Here is a 14,854-nt window from a genome sequence, read left to right as displayed (position 1 = left end):
AATTACTTTCCTGTACCTTGATAAGAAAGACCGGGCTTTCTAAAGAGTGCGCGCTTGAAGAAGGTGGTCATGGGACGCTCCAGCCACACGTACGAGATGCAGCCTGCAACCACCACGGCCGTGCCCACAGCAAGCACGATGGCCAAGCTGTCCTGCACGCCCAGTTTTTTCAGCGCCAGCACACCGGCCGGTACCACGAAGGTGTGCGAGAGATAGATGGAATAGGAAGCGTCACCCAGGAAAGACAGGCGGGAAGCCAGTGGCGCACGCAAGGTCCATGGCTCGAGCCAGATTGACCCGAGGACGACCAGCGCAGCACCGCAGCCCCATGTGGCGAAACGGTCGGCCGAGTGCCCCCAGTCAGGGATAAACATGAACATCACGCCAGCGGCGATGACGATCAGGCCGACTCCTGGCGATGCATGCCGGAAATGCAAAAAGGCATAGGCAATGCAGACCCCAAGAATGAACTCAAAAACAATGCTCTGGGCGTAGAAACCCAGCACCACCGAGTCCGGTACATACCGCCCAGCCGTGAAAATCAGCAGAAAAACCAGCAAACAAAACCGGATGCGTGGTGCGCCCAGCGCAATGGCTGCCGCAAAAACCGCATAAAAAAGCATTTCAAAATTCAATGTCCAGCCGACGGGCAGCGCGGGCAATACGAGGCCCCACGGGCTCACGGCAGGGATGAACAAAAGGGAGGCGGCCAGATGCCCGGGCTCGACGGACGCGCGGGACGCGAGGGTCGGCAAAGCCAGCAAGAGGACGACCTTCAACAAGGTATAGAACCAGTAGAGCGGCGCGATCCTCAGCAAGCGCCTTCGCATGAACACCCAGGCGGCATTGACCCGGGACGCAGCGTCGGAAGGCAATGCCGACGTTGACATGGCCATGACAAAACCGCTGATGACGAAGAAGATGTCCACTCCTGCGGAGCCGTCTGCCCAATAGTGGGTTGGCCCGGTTCCGCCGATGTGGATGGAGATCGCCTGGGTAATGTGCATGACCACGACAAGCATGGCCGCGGCAAATCTCAGAATCTGTATGCCCGTGAATTGCTGCGTCGCCCGTTGCTTCTGCAGGCTTCCATCTGGGCCGCTCAATGCGCGCTCCCCTGAATTACCTGGCGAGGCGCCATTGAGAAGTCCTTGAGTACCCGGCTCGCGATGGCCTCGCCAGCCGGGCGTTGCCGGCGAAGCAGGCCGCGTATGAGGCCTGCGGCATTGAAGCACCATGAGATCACCGAATACAGCGCCTTGGTGACAGACCGTTTTCGCCAGGTCATCAGCAACACCGGCGCCGTGACGATGATGCAAAAGAATGCCATGCGCAGGGGAGCCGACACCGGCCAGAATACCAGGCTGGCCATGACCGCCCACCAGCCCAGGACGGCCAGGTACAGGCGCAGTTCCCGCAGGCCCTGCAGCGCCAGATGCAGTCGGGGCTGGCCGGCGGCAGCGCGGACCAGTTCGCCCAGCCCGCAGATATAGCGGGTGCTCCAGCGCCGCATCAACAAGCGATAGGGTGGTGCATCGTGGCCAAAGTGATTGGCGGCATCCACCGGCAGGCGCCACAGGTGCCAGCCGAGAGCGCGCAGCCTGATGGCCAGGTCAAACTCTTCATAGCTGTGCAGGTTACGGTCGGAAAGATAGCCCGCGGCCTCAATGGCTGTGCGACGGTAAAGGCCTCCGCCGTCGAGCCGGTCGACCTTGCCAGGCAGCAGGTGCGGCGAGGCGCGTTCTCCACGCGACAGGTATTCCAGGCTCTCGGTGTTTTGCTCCACCACGCGTCCGCCGACGCCTGCGACGTCCTCATGGGCATCCAGAAAATCGAGTGCTTTCTCAAGAAAGCCTTCCTGCATCTGCATGTCGCCATCGAGGATATAAATAAAGTCGCCATGCGAATGCTGGTAGCCCAGTTGCGGGCCCACGCCGCAGCAGCGCTCGTTGGGATTGGCCAGCTGGACGATACGGATGGGGTAAGTACATGCCAGTTCCACTGTGCTGTCGGTCGAGCAGGAGTCCGCAAGAATGACCTCTCCGCCCACGGCGGAAACAGCGCGCAGCGCACTCTCGATGGTCGCCCGGATGCGTTTTTCCTCATTCAGTGCCTTGATGACCACGGAGACCCGGCAGGAATGCCAGAGAGGGATGATTTTGCGGGGTGATTTGGGGTTCATTTTTTATCCTGCTTCGGCCGGACTGCCGGTGTGAACCGTCCGGCGCGTGCGCCAAAGCTGCCAGTTTTTTACCACCTGGCCCGGCATGAAAAGCATGGCCGCCGTCAGCCACCACCGTCTTCCGGTAGCCGCGCGGTGGGCGCGCACCAGCCAGTCGAAGCCCTCACGGCGGCTTCCGGATGCCAGTGCCTGCCGTGCCAGCGTCAACTCGTGTTGCGCCACAAGCCACAGTGCAGACCGGCGTTGCATGATGGTCATGGTCCCTGAAAGTGCACGTTCCCGCATGCGTTCCAGAAACGGTGGCATGGCCAGGTCGGGGTGATATGTTGTCAGGCCGCCTTCCACCGCCAGCCGATACGCCATCAAGGGCGACCGGACTAGCGCAACGGGGGTCTTCTCAGCCAGACGGAACCATAGATCCAGGTCTTCGCCGTGCGACTCTCCCGAAGGAAAGCATGGCTGCATTTGCCGCAAGCGCGTGCTTCGCACGGACACCGCGCTGGTGCACAGCGACGGCGCGCTCATCCAGCGCCGCGGCAGATCGGTGATGAGTTCCACTTCCGGTTGATCTGCCAGCACTGGCCAGTTCGGCGGCCACATGGTGTGGGTATCGGGAACCGGCAGGAAGTCGGTGGCCACCGTGTCGACCTGCGGGTAACGCGCCTGCGTCCACAGAAGGGTTTCCAGGTACTGGGGATGGTGCCAGTCATCGGCGTCGAGAAAGGAAACCCATTCGCCTTTTGCCAGCGAAATTCCCAGGTTCCGGGCGGCGGAAACACCGGCATTGGCCTGGCGCACCAGGCGCAACCGCGGGTCAGGTATGAACGTTACCAGTTCCGCACCGCCGTCGGTGGAACCGTCGTCCACCACAATGACCTCAAAATCCGAGAAGGTTTGTGCCAGCACCGACGCGATGGTGTCGTTGATGTACGGTGCCTTGTTGTAAAGCGGAATGACAATCGAAAATTTCATGGTCGGGCTCGAGAGGTAGCCGGGGACGGATGGAAGTTCCCGGCGAAGCGGGGCATGGCGCCTTCCGGCAAGCTTGCCGGCTGCGCTCTGCGGGCATGGGCTTCGCGCGCTGCAGCGGCCAGTGTCATCAGCAAAAGCACGTGGGTAGTGAGCTCGGGGCCGTAACCGAAGAGCAGCAGCGGCACTTCACTGATGGCGCGCAGTGCCAGCGCCACGAACAACGCCAGTGAAAGGCCGCCGCTGGCACGTGCATAGCGGATGGACAGGACCAGCAGCACCAGTGCGTACAACACCAATGCAGCGGCACCCACCGTGCCGGAGCGCGATAACGTGTCCATAAACTGGTTGTGCGCGTGGGTCGCATTGGGCATACCGATGCTTTCACGGAAACTGACATCCCACAGGGTGGGTCCGTAGCCGAACGCAGGGTTGCGCTGCCATTCGTCGTAGGCAATTGCCCAGATCTGATCACGGCCGGTCATGGACGCGAGTTGCGCGCCCTGGGCGCTGTCAAAGAAGCTGGACAGACGCGCATCGATATCGCCAAACATCAGCACCAACGTGACGCCGGCCACCGCAACCATGAACCCCACCAACGAGACGATGCCGAATTCCGGCCGCACCGGGTCAGTGGCGCGGCGCAGAAACGCGGGCCCCTGGCGTACAGCAAGAATGCAGGCGGAGCACAGGGTAAAAGAAATCCAGGCTGTTTTGGATTGAGCGAGAAAAAGGACAAGGAGCCCCATTCCCCACGCCAGGCGATTCAGCCAGACGCTCTGCAGAGGACGCGCGAGAAGACACAGCAAGCCCAGCTGAGCCAGCATGCCGAGTGACACGGCATGTGCAGCCAGCCCTGCCAGCCGCGGTACACCAGGCAGCAAGCCCTGTGTATAGGAGAGGTCCAGCACCAGCGTTGGCTTGAAAGGGATCAGCAGCAAGCCCGCTGCCATAAAGAGCAGCAGGGCGTTGCGAGCCGCCTTGAATGCGAGGTCTCTTTCCATGCTGGTGGCAAGCACTGCCGCGATGCCGATGAGCAGCGGGTACACGTAATCGTGTGACACATGCGGATGCAGGCCCAGAAGAGCCGGTGAGGCCACCGTGCCTGCCCAGAAAAGAACAAAGGTGATCAACATCACCGGGGGGGCCTGCACCGTCTTGTCGCGTTGAAGCCAGTGCGTGATGATGCGTTCCCCCGCCAGCGTGAGCAGCAAGAGGGAAACCAGCGGCTGCGCCAAAGCCACCAGCGGGTGGCGCACCACCACCGCAACTTCGTCCAATTTAAACGCACTGCTGGAGAGGTCGCGCCCCGAGAGGAAATTGTTCAGGGCCACCATTGCCAGGATGGCGTAGAAAATGACATGCATGTACCCGTGCGCACGGCGTGACGTGACATGAACTGCACCCGCCATGCCCAGCGTCGCCAAAAGCGCCGCCAAAATGGCACCGGCAACCAGAACCGAAATAACGATGGGTTGATCCAGGATAGCTCCTTAGAGTGGCTGCTCAAGGGAATTGGAAAGATCGGTACGTGGTGCCGAAACACCGCGGCGCAAAAACTTCGCCAGTCCGGGGACAAACCGGATGACCATTTCGGATGTTTCCCGCCCCAGCATTTGCGGCCTCAGGGCAAGCAGCAATGCCGGCAGGACTACTGCGGACAGGCTTCCGGCAAGCAGCGAGAGCAGGGGAATATCAAACCGTGCCACCGCGTGCTGACCTGCCATCACACCTAAAACGCAAGCGGCACAAAGAAGAAACCCGCGCAGGGCATCCGGTAGCAGGGACATCCAGCCAAGCTCCAGTGCACGGAATGCAGCCGTAGCCGTAACGGCTGCGCGCAGTACCAGCAACAGACCCGCCACGACTGCAGCCATGTGGATTCCCTGGCCTGCAAACAGGTAAAAACCGAGGATGCCCAAAACGATCAGCGGGAGCTGCAGCGCAAATTCGTAGTACTTGCGTCCGGTGTTCCACAGCACGGGTGTCGACAGTCCCCAGATGACGTACGCCGGCATGCAGAGGAACAAAATTCCCAGCACCCAGGCTGCCCCACTCCATGCGGGCCCATAAAGCACACGCACGATGTCGGGCGACAGAAAGGCAAGCGTCGCAAAGGCGGGGAGTCCCAACACCACAATGGTGGCCAGCATCTGCAGATAAGCGCGGCCCAGTCGTGGCCGGTCGTTTTGCAGGCGTGCGCCCGCCGCCAGGAACGCGGGCTGAAGTGCGCCCAGCAGCAAGGTGTTGGGCATCGTGGCCAGGTTGTAAGCCACGTTATAGAGACCCAGCGATTGCGCGTTGAGCAACCGGCCTATCAACACCCGATCAAGGTTGTTGAGCACCCAGTTGACGATATTGGTCAAAAAGACCGTGTGCCCCGTGCCGACAGCGGACTTTGCATCGGCATACCAGAACAGCGGGCGAAGCGCATGCGGCTTGAGGGCATAACTTGCAACAAACACGACAGCCGCCTGAACCAGCCAGGCCGCTACCAGCGAAGCCTCACCCTGGCCAAGCAGTGCCATCGGCACCCCAACAGCCACATACCCAGCGGCATAGCTGCCGACCTGAATCAGTCCCACTGCTCGGAAATTCAAGTCACGCTGCAGCAGGTAGGTAGCCGGTGCTGCCGCAGCACCCAGCAGGCACGCCACCGATAACCATTCAATGACGAATTGCGAGCGCGGCTCCCGAAAATAAGCCGACAGCAGCGGCGCCAGAAAATACAGGGCAAGCATGGTGGCAATACCCACGATCAGTTGCCATGTCCAGGCAAACCGGACATCTTCGTCACTCAGTGTGGTGCGTTGCAACAGGCTCCAGCTGAAGCCAAAACCGGAGACAAATGTGGCGAATGTCAGTACCACCATGCCGATGGCAAAAACGCCAAAAATCTCCGGCCCCAGGGTGCGGGCCAGAATCACCTGGGCCACCAGCTGCAGCCCAAAGCGTGCCGCTGTGGAAACGGCGCTCCATTTGACCGCTGCAACACCCGGACGGCCGAGGCCACTCATCCTCAAGACCTCTCTGCTTTATGGCGGCGAACGGCAATCACGCCCATCAACGCCAATGTGGCCAGCAGCGTGCCGTAAGGGTGCCATCCGGATTCGTCCGTATCTGCCTCGCCCGCCGCCGTGACACCCAGGCCGGATTGGCCACTGCGCACCGCGTCCACACTGTGGACTGTGTTGACCTTGACGGGCTCAGTGCCGGGCTGCAGTTTCATACGTGTCGCTTTGGCGGTAGCTCCCGTTGGCGTCACCGCTGCGGGCGCTGCAGGCGGGTTGGTAGACGCCGTTGCTGAAGCAATCCAGGTGGCCAAAATGGCGGTAAACAGGGTTCGAAACATAGGGTTTTCCTTCTGTCAAAGCAGGAAAAGAGTTTGTTGTGCAGTGCAGCAATTGACAATAGTCCGAATGGCTCATGGCGCGCTTTATGCTATTTATTGAGTTCAAAAAAGCGTGGCGCATTCTTGGGGCAAGACTTGAATTGCTCACATGCTGACTGCCGGCTGGATGAGTCCGTTCGGGCTATTGCGCATGGGCTCAGATGCAGATATGTCCATATCGGTTTCAGAGGTGTTCCTGTAGCCTTCGGGATTGCGCTGCTGCCAGTGCCAGGAGTCGCGGCACATGTCATTGATCGTGCATGTGGCACGCCAGCCCAGCAGGCTGCCGGCCAGGGAAACATCTGCAAAGTACTGTGCGACATCCCCGGCTCGTCGAGGTGCAAATTCATAAGGAATCGGCCGTCCGCTTGCCCGCTCAAACGCCTGGACCACACCGAGAACACTGGTGCCCTCGCCGGTGCCCAGATTGACCGTAAAGCTCTTGCCGCTTGCCAGCAAAGCATCGACTGCGGCGACATGGCCTGCTGCAAGGTCGGTGACGTGCAGGTAGTCGCGCACCCCGGTGCCGTCGGGTGTGGGGTAGTCATTGCCGAACACATTGAGCGTGGCCCGTTTGCCCACGGCCACCTGGGTGACGTAGGGCATCAGGTTGTTGGGGATTCCGTTGGGGTCTTCGCCGATCAGTCCACTGGGGTGCGCGCCCACCGGGTTGAAGTAGCGCAGCACCCCGACCCGCCACGCCGCATCTGAAATACGCAGCGATGCCAGGATGTTTTCACACATCAGTTTGGTGTGGGCATACGGGCTCTCCGGCATGCATGGAAACTGCTCGTTGATGGGCACGGTGGCGGGGTCCCCATAGACCGTGGCGCTTGAAGAGAAGACTACGGCCCGGCAGTCCGTCGTTTCCATCGCCCGCAACAAACTCAGGAGGCCGCCAACATTGTTCTGGTAGTACATGAGAGGGCGTTGCACGCTTTCCCCTACGGCCTTGAACCCGGCAAAGTGGACGGCCGCAACGCAGTGGTAGCGTTGCAGGACTCCGGCCACAAAATCGGTGTCCAGTACGTTGCCGCGTTCGCAGGGTACGGGCTGACCCGTCAGCTGCTGCAGCCGGTGCAGCACGGCAGGATGGCTGTTGGAAAAGTCGTCGAGGATGACAGGCTGGTAGCCGGCATTCACCAGCGCCACAAAAGTATGGCTTCCGATGTATCCGGCCCCACCGGTTAATAGCACACTGGGTTTGTTCAGGGTCATTGCAAAAGGCTGCATGGCAGCGGGTTGATTTGATACGGGTCACGGCGCCGGCGTAACACTGCTGAAACATGTTCGCGTGAGGGATTGCATGGACAGGCAGCATCCAGACATCACCAGACCATTCCCTTTCAGGGGCTAGGTACGAGTGTCTTTGACGCGTGGAGAAAGGATGTCAGCGTAAGCCGCATATGTGCGTGGGAAGCTGTCACGCTGGCCTCAAAGCGTTTCGAATCGTTCGGTAAGCACTTGTGAATGACGGTTGCAAATCGCCAGCTGGCGGGCAGCTGAACTGTTCGTGAGCAGTTGGCATCCCAACGGCAAACGACAAAAAGTCACAAAGATCAGGGGCTGCTGCGACTGCTCGCACAGTGCGCTGAATTCCCGGGAATTAACCCGGCGTAGCAAATCGCATGAAAAAAGCCCGGGGGAGGCCGGGCTTTTGTTGATGGAGATGCTTTGCTTACATGCCGCTGTAGTTGGGTCCGCCACCGCCTTCGGGCGTGACCCACACGATGTTTTGTGTTGGGTCTTTGATGTCACAGGTTTTGCAGTGCACGCAGTTCTGCGCGTTGATCTGCAGGCGGTCGGTATTGTCGGGGTTCTTTACGAACTCGTAGACACCGGCCGGGCAGTAGCGGCTTTCGGGGCCGGCGTACTTGGCCAGGTTGATGCTCACCGGCACGCTCGCGTCCTTGAGCGTCAGGTGCGCGGGCTGGTGCTCTTCGTGGTTGGTGTTGGAGACGAAAACCGAACTAAGGCGGTCGAAGGTGATCTTGTTGTCGGGCTTGGGATACACGATGGGCGTGCACTCGGCCGCCGGCTTGAGCTTGGCGTAGTCCGGAATGCTGTTGTGGATGGTCCAGGGCGGCGACTTGAAGCCCAGCTTGGGCAGCAGCCAGTGCTCGATGCCGGTCATGAAGGCGCCGACGTAGAGGCCCTTCTTGAACCAGGACTTGAAATTGCGCGACTGGTTGAGCTCCTGCGCGAGCCAGCTCTTGGCATAGGCTTCAGGGTAAGCGGCCAGTTCATCGTGCTGGCGGCCGGCGGTGACCGCTCCATAGGCGGCCTCAGCGGCCAGCATACCGCTCTTGATGGCCGCGTGGCTGCCCTTGATGCGGGCGGCATTGAGGTAGCCGGCTTCGCAGCCGATCAGCGCGCCACCGGGGAACACGGTTTTGGGCAGGCTTAATGCGCCGCCTGCGGTGATGGCACGCGCGCCGTAGCTGATGCGCTTAGCGTCTTCGAGATACTGCTTGATGCTGGGATGGGTCTTCCAGCGCTGCATCTCTTCAAACGGGCTGAGGTAAGGGTTGGTGTAGTCCAGGCCGGTGACCATGCCCAGCGTGACCTTGTTGTCTTCCAGGTGGTACATGAAGCCGCCGCCGTAGGTCTGGCTGTCCATGGGCCAGCCGGCGGTGTGAATCACGAGGCCCGGCTTGTGTTTGGCCGGGTCGATTTCCCAGAGCTCTTTCACACCCAGTGCGTAGCCTTGCGGGTCGCGGCCTTCGTCGAGTTTGAAGCGGTTGATCAGCTGGCGGCCCAGGTGGCCGCGCGCGCCTTCGGCAAATACGGTGTACTTGCCGTGCAGTTCCATGCCGAGCTGGAAGTTGTCGGTCGGCTGGCCATCCTTGCCGATTCCGAGGTTGCCGGTGGCCACGCCCTTGACGGAGCCGTCGTCGTTGTAGAGCACTTCGGCCGCCGCGAAGCCCGGGAAGATTTCAACGCCCAGGCCTTCGGCCTGCTGCGCCAGCCAGCGCACCACATTGCCCAGGCTGATGACGTAGTTGCCTTCGTTGTGAAAGCAGTCGGGCACAAAAAAGGCGGGCGTCCTGATCGCGCTTTTCTCGCTGAGAAAAAGAACCTCGTCGGCGGTGACAGGCTGGTTCAATGGCGCGCCTTGCGCTTTCCAGTCCGGAATCAGTTCGGTCAATGCCTTGGGGTCCATCACCGCGCCCGAAAGAATGTGGGCACCGGGTTCGGAACCCTTTTCGAGAACCACCACGGAGATGTCCGTGCCTTTTTCTGCGGCCAGTTGTTTCAGGCGAATGGCGGTAGCAAGCCCGCCGGGTCCGCCGCCCACCACGACCACGTCATATTCCATTGCTTCGCGCGGGCCGAACTGGGCCAGAATTTCTTGGGTATTCATCGGGGACTCGCTGATAATGATTTTCAGGAAGGATTGTCGGTCTCGCGTTGGATTTTATGCCGCGAATGCGGCGATGCGAACGGTCGTTCTCTTTTGTACGGTTTAAATTGAGAGAGGAGCCTCTAATGGCTTACAGCATTGATCTGTCGGGGCGTGTCGCTCTCGTGACCGGTGCATCCGGCGGGCTGGGTGCGCAGTTCGCCAAAACACTGAGCCGTGCCGGCGCGGCCGTGGTGCTGGCCAGCCGCAGGCTCGACAAGCTCAAGGACCTGCGCGCGCAGATTGAGGCTGCGGGTGGCGATGCGCATGTGGTTGAGCTCGACGTGACCGACCACGCCAGCATCAAGGCCGGTGTGGCCCATGCTGAAACGGAAGTCGGGCCCATCGACATTCTGGTCAACAACTCCGGCGTGAGCACCACACAGCGCATCCAGGACGTCGGCGAGGAAGACTACGACTTCATCTTCAACACCAATGTGAAGGGCGCCTTCTTCGTGGCGCAGGAAGTCGGCAAGCGCATGCTGGCCCGTTCGCGCGGTGCCGGGCCCGGCAACTATGCCGGCGGCCGCATCATCAACATCGCCTCCATGGCCGGCTTGCGCGTACTGCCGCAGATCGGCGTGTACTGCATGAGCAAGGCCGCCGTGGTGCAGATGACCAAAGCCATGGCGCTGGAGTGGGGCAAGTTCGGCATCAACGTCAACGCCATCTGCCCCGGCTATATTGACACCGAGATCAACCACCACCATTGGGAAACCGAGCAGGGCAAGAGGCTGGTGCAGATGTTGCCGCGCAAGCGCATCGGCAAACCGCAAGACCTGGATGCACTGCTGGTGATGCTGGCCAGTGGCGAGAGCCATTTCGTCAATGGTGCAGTGATTGCAGCCGACGACGGGTTTGGCGTTTGATCGATCGGCATAACAAAGATTAATTTTCGGAGAAGAACATGATGGATTCCGTAGTGCCCTACCTCGGCCCGATAGGCCTGATCTTCCTGGCCTTGCTGGCGGGCGTGGTCAGCCCGGGCCCCAGTTTTGTGCAGGTTGCGCGCATCGCGGTTTCGCGTTCACGCGCTGACGGCCTGGCTGCCGCGGTGGGTATGGGCCTGGGGGCGCTGGTGTTTGCCGCGTTGGCGCTGGCCGGGCTGCAGGCCCTGCTGGCCGCCTTGCCTGGTGTCTACATGGCGCTCAAGGTCGTGGGCGGCCTGTACCTGATGTGGATCGCCTTTAATATCTGGCGCGGCGCGCGCCAGCCGCTGGAAATGGGCGGCGGTGACACGGGCGCTTCGCGCCGCACGGTGCTGCAATCGTTTCGCCAGGGGCTGGTGACGCAGCTGAGCAACCCGAAGATCGTGGTGGTTTACAGCAGCGTGTTCGCGGCACTGTTGCCCGCACAGTTTCCCTTGCCCGCAGCCCTGCTGGTGCTTGTGGGCGTGCTCGTGATGGAAACCGGCTGGTATGCCGTGGTGGCGGTGGTTTTGTCTTCCGCTGTACCGCGCGCAGCCTACCTGCGCAGCAAGGCTGCGGTAGACCGCACCGCCGCCGGTGCGATGGGGCTGCTAGGTTTGCGCCTGGTAGCCACTGCGCACACTGTCTGACGGATGCTGACGGGCATTCTGGCCGGGCTCGCGGCGGGCGCGCTGTGGGGCCTGGTGTTTGTGGCGCCGCGCATGCTCGACATGGGTGCGGGTGGCTATTCGTCCATTGACCTGACGGCCGGGCGCTTTGCGGTATACGGCGTGGTGGCTGTGCTGGTGATGCTGGCGGGATGGCGCACTCGCCGCCTGCCCACGGTGCGGCAGGCGTGGGCCGCTCTGGTCATGAGCATTCTCGGGTTCAGCGGCTACTACCTGCTGTTGGTGCTGGCCATACGCGACGCCGGCACCGAAGTGCCTTCGCTGGTAATCGGCACCATTCCCATTTGGGTCATGTTGCTGGGCAAGCCGCAAGGCCTGCGTTGGGCTTCCCTGCTGCCCGGCCTGGCGCTCACCCTGGCGGGGCTGGCGCTCATGATGGGTTCCACCCACGAGGCCGGTCAGGGAACCGCCACGAATTTCTGGCGTGGCATGCTGTTTGTGTCGGCCTCACTGGTGTGCTGGACGGCGTTTGCGATCCTGAATTCTGCCTGGCTCAAGCGGCATCCTGAAGTCAATGCCACCGACTGGGCCAACTGGCTGGGTGTGGCGACTGGCCTCGGGGCATTGCTGATGTGGCTGCTTGCGGGTTCGGACGCAAGCGTGCTGGCCGGCCGCGAAGACCGCGGTGTGTTCGTGTTGCTCTGCGTGCTGGCCGGTCTGGGCTCCACCTGGCTGGCGACGATTTTGTGGAACATGGCCAGCCAGCGGCTCAGTGCCAGCCTGTGCGGGCAGCTCATCGTGAGCGAAACCATTTTTGCGCTGCTGTATTCGTTTGCCTGGGATGGCCACTGGCCCACACTGGTACAACTGTCTGCGTGCGTGTTGTTCACGCTGGGAATTCTGGCCTCCATCAGGGCCCATCGATAGAGGCAATTGGCATCATGAAAATTGAAATTCCCGAAAAGAAAAAGCTGGTCCACGAGATGCATATCCCCATCCGCTGGGGTGACATGGACGCGATGGGCCACCTCAACAACGGCACTTACTTCCGTTATCTCGAAACTATCCGCATTGACTGGATGTATGGCATTGGCTGCAAGCCCGATCCGTCGGGCGAAGGCCCGGTCATCGTCAACGCTTTTTGCAATTTCTACAAGCAGCTGGAATACCCGGGCGACGTGCTGATGAAGATGTACGTGAGCGACCCGGGGCGCACCACGTTTGAAAGCTGGGCCACGATGGAGCGCGCGGATACGCCGGGCGTGATCTGCGCCGCGGGCGGCGCCACCACCATCTGGGTGGACTTCCCGGCGCAAAAGGCCAAAGCCCTGCCCGAGTGGATGCGCAAGCTGGTTGAAGCGTAATCCTGAAAGAAAAAGCCCGCAGGCCTAATCAGGCCGTGCGCAAGCAGCTATCAATAAAGTAGCAATACTGGTGGCGTATGGGTGCTGCGGTATCGCAGAAAAGCTTCAGCGAACTGTGCGAAAGCTGTCCGCGTGTTCTTTCAACCAGCGCTGGGCAATGGCGCGGGTTTGCTGGCCGGGTTCGGCAACAGTTTCCTGGTCGGGGTGGAAGTCCCGCCTGAAGTAGGCCAGCAACGGGGCCGTGCAGCGCCACACAACGCCATTTTTTCCCCAGAAAAATTTCATCGCACTCCACCATGTGCCTGGTTTGAACAGCGTGCCGTCATGCCAGAGGTTCAGCACCGTTTGACGGCCCGAGTCCCACGAAAACAGCAGCAGCGCGTAGACATACCAGCGCACGCGCCATGCGTGGTTTCCGCCAAGCGCTTGGTACAGGTCATAGGCTACCGCGCGATGCTCGGTCTCTTCGGCTGCATGCCAGCGCCAGAGGGTCTGCATCTTCGGGTCTGCCTGATCCAGCGCGTCGCCGTGGCGAAGCATGTAGTCGGCCAGCACGGCCGTGAGGTGTTCGTAGGCTGCCGTGACCGCAAGGAAGTGGTGGGGCGCCACACCGCGTTTTTTGGCAAAATCAATGCGGGCCGTGGCCCAGTGTTGCCAGCGGTTAACCAGGCCCTGCCTCTCCAACTGTGCGTTGTACAGACCATGGATGTGGCGGTGGGTAGCCTCCTGGCCGATGAACTGCGCAGTGGCTTCATGCAGCAGCGCGTGCTCTGGCGTGCGAGGCAGCAATTTGGCGCAGTCGCGCACGGCCTCGATGAACGACTGCTCTCCGACCGGAAAACTCATCGACAAGGCGTTGTGGTACTGGCTCAGGAAGGCATCGCCGCCAAACCAGTGGCGGTCAAAGCCATCGCTCAGGTCGATCTCCAGCTTGCGCACGGTCAGGCCGTAAGCGCCGGCTGATGGGGTAGAAGATGTCGAGGCGGTGGATGTGGCGTCTGGTGCCATGGTTTTAAGTCTTGTGAGAAGGCTGATTCATGAGCATAGCGGGTGCGCAGGGTTCTGGGCGTGATTCGCGCCTGAGCGGTTTCAGGCGGCCTTGGACGGCTTGGGCACACGGCCCATCAGGTAAAACTCGGGGTTGGGCTGCATGTTGCTGAAGCTCGCCATGCGGTTGGAGAGGCCAAAAAAAGCCGTGATGGCCGCGATATCCCAGGCGTCTTCATCGTCAAAGCCGTGGCCGTACAGCGCTTCAAAGTCGCTGTCTTCAATCTGGTCCGCCTGCAGGCATACCTTCATCGCGAAGTCGAGCATGGCGCGCTGGCGTGGTGTGATGTCAGCCTTGCGGTGGTTCACCGCCACCTGGTCGGCCACCAGGGGTTTCTTTTCATAAATGCGCAGGATGGCGCCGTGCGCCACCACGCAATACAGGCATTTGTTGGCGGCGCTCGTCGTGGTGACGATCATCTCGCGCTCGCCCTTGGTCAGGCTGCCGTTGGGGTTAGAGCCCTCTTCCTTGAGCATCAGCGCATCGTGATAAGCGAAGAAGGCACGCCATTCGGCAGGGCGGCGCGCGAGGGCCAGGAATACGTTGGGCACGAAGCCGGCTTTTTCCTGCACCTCCAGGACTTTGGCTTTGATGTCTTCCGGCAGGTCCTTCAGTTCGGGAGCAGGGTACCGGGGTGCTGTGCCGGCGGTTTTGGGGCTGGTCATGAGGGTTCCTTCAAAGGCTTTATAAGTGACTCGATAAGTGACTCGGACCCAAGCGTAACTGCAAGATTACCCGTCAGGTCGCGCTGGGGAATTGAAGCCAAAACAGATGCAATTGATAAAAACTATTAGGTAAATATCTTTAATTGCCTTTGATTATTTTGCAGGGAAACCTAGACTGTGCTTCACAGGCCATCACCTGGCAAGCCCGTCAAAGGAGACCCCATTAGCAGCCCCACCCACACGGCCTTGGCCAAAGCGTCCCGGCTGTCCCGCAGTGCAATTCCATGCCGTCATT

General features: G+C 60.8%; 14 protein-coding genes. 4 read left to right on the top strand and 10 right to left on the bottom strand.

Going from position 1 to position 14,854, the window contains the following annotated elements; all coding sequences use genetic code 11:
- Positions 1-2: 2 nt before the first annotated feature.
- The 8 genes from AC1DVV_RS10715 to AC1DVV_RS10680 all read right to left on the bottom strand — a co-directional run bounded on the left by AC1DVV_RS10715 (position 3) and on the right by AC1DVV_RS10680 (position 9,906).
- On the bottom strand, positions 3-1,022 hold the full coding sequence (locus tag AC1DVV_RS10715) for an acyltransferase family protein (RefSeq protein WP_477689287.1): 1,020 nt from the start codon (positions 1,020-1,022) through the stop codon (positions 3-5).
- An 80-nt stretch (positions 1,023-1,102) separates the two neighbouring features.
- On the bottom strand, positions 1,103-2,182 hold the full coding sequence (locus tag AC1DVV_RS10710) for a glycosyltransferase family 2 protein (protein ID WP_457280155.1): 1,080 nt from the start codon (positions 2,180-2,182) through the stop codon (positions 1,103-1,105).
- A gap of 3 nt (positions 2,183-2,185) precedes the next feature.
- Positions 2,186-3,154: a glycosyltransferase family 2 protein gene (locus tag AC1DVV_RS10705; protein WP_457280156.1), complete on the bottom strand. Its 969-nt coding sequence runs from the start codon at positions 3,152-3,154 to the stop codon at positions 2,186-2,188.
- Positions 3,151-4,518 (bottom strand): O-antigen ligase family protein, encoded by a 1,368-nt coding sequence (locus AC1DVV_RS10700; protein ID WP_457280157.1) that lies wholly within the window; start codon positions 4,516-4,518, stop codon positions 3,151-3,153. The genes AC1DVV_RS10705 and AC1DVV_RS10700 overlap by 4 nt, the downstream gene beginning before the upstream one ends.
- A 126-nt stretch (positions 4,519-4,644) precedes the next feature.
- A complete protein-coding gene (locus AC1DVV_RS10695) occupies positions 4,645-6,168 on the bottom strand; it encodes a lipopolysaccharide biosynthesis protein (protein ID WP_457280158.1) in 1,524 nt (507 codons plus the stop codon).
- Between the two features lie 2 nt (positions 6,169-6,170).
- Positions 6,171-6,503 (bottom strand): hypothetical protein, encoded by a 333-nt coding sequence (locus AC1DVV_RS10690; RefSeq protein ID WP_457280159.1) that lies wholly within the window; start codon positions 6,501-6,503, stop codon positions 6,171-6,173.
- A 144-nt stretch (positions 6,504-6,647) separates the two neighbouring features.
- The gene (gene galE, locus AC1DVV_RS10685; RefSeq protein ID WP_477707188.1) at positions 6,648-7,775 is read right to left on the bottom strand and encodes a UDP-glucose 4-epimerase GalE; all 1,128 of its coding nucleotides are present in this window, start codon (positions 7,773-7,775) and stop codon (positions 6,648-6,650) included.
- 445 nt (positions 7,776-8,220) lie between these two features.
- Entirely contained in the window at positions 8,221-9,906 is a 1,686-nt protein-coding gene (locus AC1DVV_RS10680) for an electron transfer flavoprotein-ubiquinone oxidoreductase (protein WP_477701788.1), read from the bottom strand.
- A gap of 125 nt (positions 9,907-10,031) precedes the next feature.
- Here AC1DVV_RS10680 and AC1DVV_RS10675 point away from each other — a divergent pair, with 125 nt between their 5' ends.
- The 4 genes from AC1DVV_RS10675 to AC1DVV_RS10660 are packed head-to-tail and all read left to right on the top strand — an operon-like array spanning position 10,032 to position 12,846.
- Positions 10,032-10,814 carry an SDR family oxidoreductase gene (locus AC1DVV_RS10675; RefSeq protein ID WP_457280162.1) on the top strand — a complete coding sequence of 261 codons (783 nt, stop codon included), beginning with the start codon at positions 10,032-10,034 and terminating at the stop codon, positions 10,812-10,814.
- A gap of 38 nt (positions 10,815-10,852) precedes the next feature.
- Positions 10,853-11,503: a LysE family translocator gene (locus tag AC1DVV_RS10670; protein WP_477665665.1), complete on the top strand. Its 651-nt coding sequence runs from the start codon at positions 10,853-10,855 to the stop codon at positions 11,501-11,503.
- A 3-nt stretch (positions 11,504-11,506) separates the two neighbouring features.
- Positions 11,507-12,409: a DMT family transporter gene (locus AC1DVV_RS10665; RefSeq protein WP_457280164.1), complete on the top strand. Its 903-nt coding sequence runs from the start codon at positions 11,507-11,509 to the stop codon at positions 12,407-12,409.
- Between the two features lie 14 nt (positions 12,410-12,423).
- Positions 12,424-12,846 carry an acyl-CoA thioesterase gene (locus tag AC1DVV_RS10660; protein WP_457280165.1) on the top strand — a complete coding sequence of 141 codons (423 nt, stop codon included), beginning with the start codon at positions 12,424-12,426 and terminating at the stop codon, positions 12,844-12,846.
- A 105-nt stretch (positions 12,847-12,951) separates the two neighbouring features.
- Here the strand turns inward: AC1DVV_RS10660 and AC1DVV_RS10655 are convergent, their stop codons facing one another.
- Together AC1DVV_RS10655 and AC1DVV_RS10650 are read right to left on the bottom strand one after the other, a co-directional pair.
- Entirely contained in the window at positions 12,952-13,854 is a 903-nt protein-coding gene (locus AC1DVV_RS10655; RefSeq protein WP_457280166.1) for a metal-dependent hydrolase, read from the bottom strand.
- Positions 13,855-13,935: 81 nt separating this feature from the next.
- Positions 13,936-14,559 carry a peroxidase-related enzyme gene (locus AC1DVV_RS10650; protein ID WP_477665666.1) on the bottom strand — a complete coding sequence of 208 codons (624 nt, stop codon included), beginning with the start codon at positions 14,557-14,559 and terminating at the stop codon, positions 13,936-13,938.
- Positions 14,560-14,854 lie beyond the last annotated feature (295 nt).

This window comes from Polaromonas sp. P3_B4, assembly GCF_056402835.1.
Note: the sequence above shows the minus strand (reverse complement) of the source record. Positions and strands in the feature narration are given on the sequence as shown.

Bases quoted from the DNA above. Each gene is read 5' to 3' on its own strand.
- AC1DVV_RS10715 (WP_477689287.1), bottom strand. From the start codon at position 1,022: ATGCTTGTCGTGGTCATGCACATTACCCAGGCGATCTCCATCCACATC.
- AC1DVV_RS10710 (WP_457280155.1), bottom strand. From the start codon at position 2,182: ATGAACCCCAAATCACCCCGCAAAATCATCCCTCTCTGGCATTCCTGC.
- AC1DVV_RS10705 (WP_457280156.1), bottom strand. From the start codon at position 3,154: ATGAAATTTTCGATTGTCATTCCGCTTTACAACAAGGCACCGTACATC.
- AC1DVV_RS10700 (WP_457280157.1), bottom strand. From the start codon at position 4,518: ATGCATGTCATTTTCTACGCCATCCTGGCAATGGTGGCCCTGAACAAT.
- AC1DVV_RS10695 (WP_457280158.1), bottom strand. From the start codon at position 6,168: ATGAGTGGCCTCGGCCGTCCGGGTGTTGCAGCGGTCAAATGGAGCGCC.
- AC1DVV_RS10690 (WP_457280159.1), bottom strand. From the start codon at position 6,503: ATGTTTCGAACCCTGTTTACCGCCATTTTGGCCACCTGGATTGCTTCA.
- galE (WP_477707188.1), bottom strand. From the start codon at position 7,775: ATGCAGCCTTTTGCAATGACCCTGAACAAACCCAGTGTGCTATTAACC.
- AC1DVV_RS10680 (WP_477701788.1), bottom strand. From the start codon at position 9,906: ATGAATACCCAAGAAATTCTGGCCCAGTTCGGCCCGCGCGAAGCAATG.
- AC1DVV_RS10675 (WP_457280162.1), top strand. From the start codon at position 10,032: ATGGCTTACAGCATTGATCTGTCGGGGCGTGTCGCTCTCGTGACCGGT.
- AC1DVV_RS10670 (WP_477665665.1), top strand. From the start codon at position 10,853: ATGATGGATTCCGTAGTGCCCTACCTCGGCCCGATAGGCCTGATCTTC.
- AC1DVV_RS10665 (WP_457280164.1), top strand. From the start codon at position 11,507: ATGCTGACGGGCATTCTGGCCGGGCTCGCGGCGGGCGCGCTGTGGGGC.
- AC1DVV_RS10660 (WP_457280165.1), top strand. From the start codon at position 12,424: ATGAAAATTGAAATTCCCGAAAAGAAAAAGCTGGTCCACGAGATGCAT.
- AC1DVV_RS10655 (WP_457280166.1), bottom strand. From the start codon at position 13,854: ATGGCACCAGACGCCACATCCACCGCCTCGACATCTTCTACCCCATCA.
- AC1DVV_RS10650 (WP_477665666.1), bottom strand. From the start codon at position 14,559: ATGACCAGCCCCAAAACCGCCGGCACAGCACCCCGGTACCCTGCTCCC.